General features: G+C 71.5%; 2 protein-coding genes and 1 pseudogene. 1 reads left to right on the forward strand and 2 read right to left on the reverse strand.

The genetic code is table 11. The features are described 5' to 3' along the window. A pseudogene (locus ACIQOV_RS24700) lies at positions 1 to 803 on the forward strand (hypothetical protein); the annotation flags it as partial. Positions 804 to 1,080: 277 nt separating this feature from the next. On the opposite strand, the gene ACIQOV_RS24705 reads toward ACIQOV_RS24700, so the two are convergent. Beyond that, complete coding sequence (locus ACIQOV_RS24705; protein WP_401051854.1) at positions 1,081 to 2,313, reverse strand: cytochrome P450; 1,233 nt, start codon at positions 2,311 to 2,313, stop codon at positions 1,081 to 1,083. A gap of 270 nt (positions 2,314 to 2,583) precedes the next feature. Then, positions 2,584 to 5,358, reverse strand: coding sequence for a LuxR C-terminal-related transcriptional regulator (locus ACIQOV_RS24710; protein WP_401051856.1), 2,775 nt, complete (start codon positions 5,356 to 5,358; stop codon positions 2,584 to 2,586). Between the last annotated feature and the right edge of the window lie 268 nt (positions 5,359 to 5,626).

The following is a 5,626-nucleotide window of genomic DNA, read 5'->3' on the forward strand; positions in this document are numbered from 1 at the left end:
ACGCGCCCTTCGTCCAGGCGAAGGTCCACGCCCGCTTCCCCCGCGGTGGCCAGGCCCGTGCCATCCCCTCCTCCTGGGTCGAGCGCGCCATCGACAACCCCGAACCGGACGGCCCCGACTACATCGCCCTCAACACGCTCGGCCTGGACGGCGAAACCAGCACCTACCGGGTCCGGCGCGGCGCCTGGGTCAGGCTCGGAGTGGACGTCGCCGCTGACGGAGGCGACGAGTTCGCCATCGCCCGCTCCGTCGGCGACCTGGTCGAGCTGCGCCACGCCACCGCCGGCCAGGACAACGCGGACGCCGTGGTCGTCGCCGGAGTCGTCCTGCGAGAGATCAAGGCCGCCCAACTGCTCGCCGCCGCCCTCGGAAGTACCGCCCCCGTGCGGGTCAAGATCGACGGCGTCGGCATCGGCTGGGGCGTCGCCGGCCTGCTGGAGGCCTGGCGGCGCGAAGGAATCCACCACGCCGAGATCGTCACCGTGCTCGCCAGCGAGAGCACCGGCCGGGACGACGAGGCCGCGACGCTGCGCCCCTCCAACAAGAGGGACGAGATGTGGCTCGCGATGAGAGCGCTGCTGTCCCCGCACGGGCAGGGCGTCGTGCGGCTACGCATCGACCGCCGAACCCAGGCCCAGCTGTCCACCCCGAAGCTGGAAACCAACTCGGGCGGGCGCACCGTCATCGAATCCAAGAGGTCGATGCGCCGACGTGGCGTCAGCTCGCCCGACCGCGCAGAGGCGGTGCTGCTCGCCCCCTACGAGCCGCACGCCGGCCGCCGCCGAGTCCGGGTAGTCGCCTGACGAGCAACCAGCAACGGTCCGGCCCACGGAAGGAGAAATGGTCCTCGCTGCCCTGGCAACGCCCATGCTGGCCGCCTAGACCGTGCGCTACGGCCAGTTGACGGCCCAGGGTATACGTCCCCGGGGCTCGTCGAAATTTGGGTCATTTGACGGTAGCGGCGATGCCGGGCCCAACAGCTGGGGGCTTCTGCTCGGTCGTCCGTCCCGTCTCGGTGGCGGACCTGGGGCGGCGTGCGGCCCGCGCCGTGACGGCGGGCGCGGGCGCAGATCGTGCGCGTCAGCGGGTGCGGTAGCGGACGGGGAGGGAGAGCACGCCGCGGATGATTCCAGAGTCGATCCACTGGAGGGAATCGAGCGGGACCGCGGGTTCGAGTTCCGGTAGGCGGGAGAGGAGGACGCGCAGGGCGATGGTCGTCTCCAGGCGGGCGAGCGGGGCCCCGAGGCAGTGGTGGATGCCATGGCCGAAGGCGAGGTGGCGGGCGTCCGGCCGGGCCACGTTGAGTGCCGCCGGAGCGGGGCAACCGGCTCCGGGGGCGTCATGGCCAGCCGAACCGAGGGCGACGGCGAGCACGGCTCCCCGGGGGATCGCCACGTCGCCCAGCTTCAGATCCTGGGCCGCGTAGCGGTTCGTGGAGCGTTCCACAGAGGTGTCGTAGCGCAGGAACTCCTCCACCGCGCCGGGCAGCAGCTCCGGCTGGTCGCGCAGCAGCTGTAGCTGGTCGGGGTGCTGCAGCAGGGCCAGTTCGGCGTTGCCCAGCAGGTTGACGGTGCTCTCGTGGCCCGCGACGATCAGCATCAGGGCGGTGCCGACCAGTTCCTCCTCGGAGAGCAGGCCGGCTTCCTGGTCACGGACGCTGACCAGGGCGGACAGCAGGTCGTCCTGGGGACGGCGGCGCTTGTCCGTGACCACGCTGGCCAGCAGGCTGTGCAGGGCGGCCAGTGAGGGGCGGTGCTCCGGTGAGGTCGGCCGCAGGGCCTGTGACGACCAGCGGCGGAAGTCCTGGTGGTGTTCCGATGGGATGCCCAGGAGTTCGGCGATGACGGTGGCGGGCAGCGGGGCGTTGAAGGCCTCGACGAGATCCATCTCGCCCGAGGTGGGCATCGCGTTGATCAGCTCGTGGGCGATCTGTTCGATCCGGGGCGCCAGTTCCGCTGTTCGGCGCGGGGTGAAGGCAGCTGCGGCGAGACGGCGTAGCCGGGTGTGCTCGGGTGGGTCTGCCTCCATCATCTGCGCGCCGAGGCCGACGGAGGGCTGGTGGAGGACGAAGCCGGCGGCGTCGAGCGCCTCGGCGGCGGGAGTGGCGTCCTTGAGCAGGGCGGGGTGGGTCAGTGCTTCGCGGGCGAGGTCGTGGCCGACGACGATCCAGCCCTCCAGACCGGGCTGTAACTCGGCTCGGTGGATGGGACCGAGTTCCCGCAGGCGGGCGTAGCGGGCGGGGGCGTCGGCCTTGAAGGCGGCGTCCATGACCACTGGAGCGGGGCTGCGGGAAGGATCGTCGTGCGGGTTCATGCGTCTCCTGGTGAGGGCGTGAAGGTGCTGGCGCCGCCCGCCGTGGGGCGCCGGTTTCCTGGGGCCCGCGTCCGTTCCGCGGGCCCCGGGCGAGCGGCTTACATATTTCGCGTACCGGCGGACTTCCGCATCCGTCATCTGACGGTTGAAGCCCAACTTTCCCGTCGCGAGGGTCACCTGGTGCGTACGGATCCCATGAAGAGCCTGGGAAGCCTTGTCCGGCGGGACCGGGTGGCGACGGTGGGCCGGCTGGCGTCGCTGTGCGGCGGGTCACGCGTCGGGGGTGGTGGGCAGGCGGTCGAGGGCATCGCGCAAGGCGGCGCGGGAGGTGATGCCGAGCTTGGGAAAGACGCGGTAGAGGTGGGAGCTGACGGTGCGCGGGGACAGGTGTGTCTGGGCGCCGATCTCCTTGTTGGACAGTCCGCTCGCCGCGAGGTCGGCGATCAGGCGTTCCTGCCGGGTCAGGGCTTCGAGGTGCTGCGGGGAGTCGAGAGGGGAGGGGCGGGTGGTGCGCAGTTCGGTGCGGGCTCGTGCGGCCCAGGTGGAGGCGCCGATGCGTTCGAACGCCTCGACAGCGACGGCCAGAATCGGATGCGCCGCCTTCGGGCCCCGGGTGCGGTGCAGGTACACGCCGTGGGCGAGACGGATGCGGGCGAGCTCGAAGGGGAAGGAGTTCGCCGCCGGGAGGCTCTCGGCTCGGCGGTACCACTTCGTGGCGTGCGCCGGTTCGGTGGCGGTCATGGCCAGCGCGCCGTAGGTGATCAGAGCGAGGCGGGGCGAGATGTCGGGCAGGCCGGCCTCTTCGGCGGCCAGGGCGTGCCGGCGGGCTTGCGCGGCGCGGCCGGTGTGCAGGGCCGCCTCGACCAGGTCAAGCAGGGTGCGGGGAGCCTGGTGGGAGTAGGCGGCGAAGGATCCGGGCTCGGTGATGCCGATGGCGTGCAGGTAGGCGGACTCGTGATCGCCATCGGCCAGGGCGGCAGCGGTGCCGATGGCGTCGGCGATATCGGTGAGGAAGCCGATTTCGCGGGGGCGCGCCCAGGCGTCGACAGTTGCCTGGAACTCCCGCGCGAGGTCACCGCTGCCGCGCAATGCCGCCAGCAGGCCGAGGTAGGCGCGGGTCTGGTGGGCGAACAGCGGATGGTGGTGGGCGCCCGTCAGCTCCAGGATGCGCCAACCGGTTCGCTCGGCCTCGTCCCACTGGCCGCATGCCATCTGGTCGAGCATGATCAGGTGCAGCATGGTCATGGCGGGCACGATCGCCCCGGTTCGCACCTCACGCTCGACGGCGCGCTCAAGATGCGGCCGGTACTGGCCGAGGGTGTCCACGTGGTACGCGGCGACAGCAAGCCGGCTGAGGTCCCACGGCTCTAGCGTGCGCAGCCCGGCGAACGCTCGCTCCACCCGCTCCCGCACTCCGGCACCCCGGCGGACCACATCTCCCCACGCGTCCTGGTAGATGCGCGCCAGCGGTGGCACGAGGTCGCCCAAGGAGGCGAGGAGCTCATGGGTGTCCTCCCAGGCGGCCTCGTCGGAGGCGTACTGGTTGACGGCCAGCAGCAGAGTCACGAGCCGGGCGACCACCTCGGCCGGCGCATCCTCACCGCCGTCACGAATGGCTTCGATCGCGTCGCTCACCTGGCAGCGCGCGAAGCGCACGTTCCCGTCTTGGTAGAACACGGTGTAGGCCGATGCGAGCACCGCGGCCGGAGACTCACCCGCGACGGTGTCCGCGTCGGACAGGGCCAGCTGCTGCGCACGTTCCAGCAGACCGGCGTGACCGGCGACGAAGGCCGCTGCGCCCAGTCGGCGGGAGCGTTCGGTGTGGGTCTCGCTCAGTTCTGCGGCCCGGGTCAGCCAGGCGACGGCGGCCACCGCTCCGCCGCGCCGGGTGACGGACTCCGCTGCGTCCTCCAGGGCGGCCGCGGCCTCCTCGTTGGGGCCAGACGCCGAGGCAGCCAGGTGCAGGGCACGCCGTTGCGGGTCCTCGTGGTGCACGCGCGCGAGAAGCGCGTGCGCTGCGCGCCGTTCATCGGGGGTCGCGGTCTGGACGACCGTCGAGCGTACCAGCGGATGTCGGAAGACGAACTCGCCGCTGAACGGGTCGACCTCCAGCAGTCCGCTGTCGACGGCCGCCCTGGTGTTCGTCATGCGGTAGCGCGGGCGCTGGGCGCGACCGGCGGTCGCGCCGGCTGCTACGCCGTCCAGCGCCCCCCGTAGCAGCTCGACGCGGACCGCGTTGTCGAGCGCCTTGAGCCGGACGTCGTACACCTGCTGAAGTCGACGGGGTAAGGGAACACCCAGGTAACCGGGCATGTCCGTGACCTGCTCCTCGCGAAGTATCCGGGGCGCGCTCAGGATGTGCGGTGGCAGCTCCCTGAGGGCCAACGGGTTGCCCTGGGCCTCGTCCAGGATGAGGCGGCGCAGGCTGGGTTCCAGGCCCGGATGGTGCAGGTCCAGGAGCTGCTCGGAGGCCTGCGCCGACAGCGTGGTCACCGCCAGCGAGGCCAGCGCGGCCCCGTCGAAGCCGCAGGGCACATCGGAGCGCACTCCCACCAGGAGCTTTACCGAGCTACCGGTAAGCCGTCGTCCCACGAAGCCGAACACCTCGGTGCTGGGGCCGTCGAGCCACTGGCCGTCGTCGAGCACCAGCAGCAGGGGATCGTTCGACGCGGTGAGGGATAGCAGGTCCAGGACGGCGATGCCGAGCGTCATGACCGAGGGCGGTGTACCGCCGCCTCGGCCGAACACGACGTCGAGGGCCGCCCGGTCGACGTCGTCCAGCCTGCCGATGTCGACGAGCAGCGGGTGCAGGAACTGGTGCAGGCCAGCGAACGGCAGCTCCCGCTCAGCCTCCGCACCGCAGGCCCTGATCACCCGGTGGTTTCGGGCGGCGGCGATCTCGGCGGCGTGGTCCAGCAGGGTGCTTTTGCCGACTCCGGTGTCACCGCGCAGGACGAGGGCACGGCCTGCGTCGGCCGTCACGAACTCGGACAGCACCCGCTGCTCGCGGGCGCGGCCGACTATCGCGTGGCTGATCGATTCCACCGCGCACCCCCACATACCCTTCCCGCTGGACCACCCGGGCCCGACATCCCCTGAGGCCCGCACGTGGGACTGGCTAGGCCGTGGCCGACCATGCCAGAGCAACCGCCCCGAAGAGCTGCGTCGCCATCACTGCGGGTCCTGTGACGGGCGCTCCCCAGTACCTGCCACGACGCAAGAGAGTAGTCCCGGTACGGTACTTCGTCACCTGACGGCCGATAGTGCCATCCCGGTGACCGCACTTCGGGCGGCCACCGGGGGCCGGAGAGGG

This window comes from Kitasatospora sp. NPDC091257, assembly GCF_044757675.1.
GTDB lineage: Bacteria > Actinomycetota > Actinomycetes > Streptomycetales > Streptomycetaceae > Kitasatospora > Kitasatospora lactacystinica.

Coding starts and splice junctions, on each gene's coding strand:
- ACIQOV_RS24705 (WP_401051854.1), bottom strand. CDS start 2,313: ATGAACCCGCACGACGATCCTTCCCGCAGCCCCGCTCCAGTGGTCATG.